The sequence below is a fragment of the Ancylomarina sp. genome (genome assembly GCF_041555295.1).
Taxonomy (GTDB): domain Bacteria; phylum Bacteroidota; class Bacteroidia; order Bacteroidales; family Marinifilaceae; genus Ancylomarina.
In genome coordinates this window covers 1-2264 of record NZ_JBFFKR010000412.1, presented here as the reverse complement: position 1 = coordinate 2264, position 2264 = coordinate 1, and the positions used below count along the sequence as shown (strand labels likewise).

Here is a 2264-nt window from a genome sequence, read left to right as displayed (position 1 = left end):
GTATAAAATCAGGAAATAACTTCAGGAAAATCCGATCAAAATCTTCGAACAAGCGTGCGCGTTCCTTTTTGGAATTGTATTTCTTTAGCTCTTGCTCAATATTATCGTAGGATTTGGTGATCAACTGTCGGGAAATACTCTTCTTAAAATCTTCAAGCTTATCGATATATTGAGAACTGAAGTTGAAATAATAACCGATATATTCCTCTTTAATCCGACTAGCCTCACGTAGCAATTCATTCAGATGCGTTAAATTCTGATTCGTTCGTTCAATTTCCTTTCGAGCATGGCGTAGTTTCTGCAACTGACGAAGAATAACCAAGGTAAAAGCCAGAACTAACAAGCTGATAAGACCAACCATTTTTTTCTGTTTATTCTCTTTCTGGAAACGAGCTGATTCAATTAAAGGCAAGGTGTATGAAATTTCAAACTTACGCTGCTCTGAACCATAAAAATCAGCATCGGCCTTAGCCAAAAGAATGTATTGATAAGCCTTTTCAATATCGCCTTCTCTATAGAAAATTTCAGCTAAGGATCTGCAAGCTGTTGTTTCCTTAATTCCCGCTTTAATATCACCAATGCTGGCTCTCATCAGAAATTCTTTTGCCTTTTCCTTTTTGTTCCTATCAGCATAAATAAAACCCAAACCTGACGTGACAATAGCCGACTCATGATCATTAAGCTTGAAATTATTCAGAAGATTAAAATAATGTTCTTCTGCTTTTAATAACTCCCCACTAACCATCTCCTGAAGAGCCATCCCCAACACTTTCTCAAAAGAGGGTTTGGGGAATTCGACAATGAGTTTCCGACTGTAGTAATGCCCCAAATCTTTATACTGCTCACTGTAGTGTTTATCTCTTGAATAGCCCGATAAATCGTAGTAAGCTCGATAGGCCGTACTGTAGAATTCCTTTTTTTTATCCTTAGATAAAAACTCATATTTAACCGTTTTTATCGTGTCAATCGAAGACGTATACAAACCCTTTAGAAGCATAATTAAACTAAGCTTCGATTTAGATTCTGCTATCTTGGCCTCATCCTTGAGATTATAAGCCAAGCGATTGGCAGCTTGTGCATATTTGAATGCCGAATCGTAAACAAAATACTCATAAGCCTTCACTGACCTCATCAAAGCTGAGAATTCCTTGTCACTATTTCTTTCTTCTCTGGTAGATCGTAAATCATCCAAGAGGTTTTTAATTGTCTCCTTCTTGGCAGCATCTATCTCATCGCGTTTCGAGATATAATGATCCAATTGCTTAGACCAATTCGTTTGAGCAATGCTAGTCTGACAAAGAATGAACTGAATGAATAATATAGAAAAGAGAAACCTTAGCATATTGAACTGTAAGTATTGAAATAAATGTAGAACACAAAGTAAGGCATAAAATGTAAAAACAAAAATAGGAGATCTAGCAATAAGCGATCTCCTATTCTCTCTAAACTATATATGCCTAAACTATAAATTGAAATAAATCTGTTTTATCGTTTAGGTATTCGAAAACAAAATTACGATCCGTCATTCTATCTTGTAATCGTTGTAAAGCATCAGGTTTCTGAACCTCTATACCTATCACTGCTGGGCCTTTTTCACGGCTGCTCTTTTTATAGTATTCGAAATGGGTGATGTCGTCACCCGAATCGAGAACATCGTTCACAAATTCTTTTAGAGCTCCTGATCGTTGTGGGAAACGGACTATGAAATAATGTTTCAACCCTTCGTACAGAAGGCTTCTCTCCTTTATTTCTTCCATTCGGGTAATGTCGTTATTACTACCACTAAGAACACAAACAACATTCTTGCCCTTAATCTTGTCGCCCATCAACTCCAAAGCTGCAATGGATAAAACACCTGCTGGTTCAGCAACTATGGCATCCTCATTATACAAACGCAATATCGTTGAGCAAATCAGACCTTCGGGAACAACCAAAATATCATCCAAGACCTTTTCGCAGATTTTCCATGTGAGATTCCCCACTTTCTGAACGGCTGCTCCATCAACAAAACGATCTATGCTTTCGAGAGCTATATTACACTTGTTATCCAAAGCCAATTTCATAGATGGAGCTCCTTGGGGTTCTACTCCAATAATTTTGGTATTGGGACTAAACTCTTTTATCCATGCACCGACACCCGAAGCCAGGCCACCACCTCCTATAGGCAGAATTAAATAATCAATAGGCTCATTGAATTGTTGCAATATTTCCAAACCAATTGTTCCCTGTCCTTCTATGGTTTTAGGATCATCAAAAGGGTGAAT

General features: G+C 37.5%; 2 protein-coding genes. Both read right to left on the bottom strand.

What is annotated here, in order from left to right; translation table 11 throughout:
• On the bottom strand, positions 1 to 1342 hold a 1342-nt coding region (locus ABY905_RS16580), incomplete at its 3' end, for a DUF6377 domain-containing protein (RefSeq protein WP_372645889.1).
• Positions 1343 to 1457: 115 nt separating this feature from the next.
• The coding region (locus ABY905_RS16575; RefSeq protein WP_372645887.1) for a pyridoxal-phosphate dependent enzyme at positions 1458 to 2264 on the bottom strand (807 nt) is incomplete at its 5' end.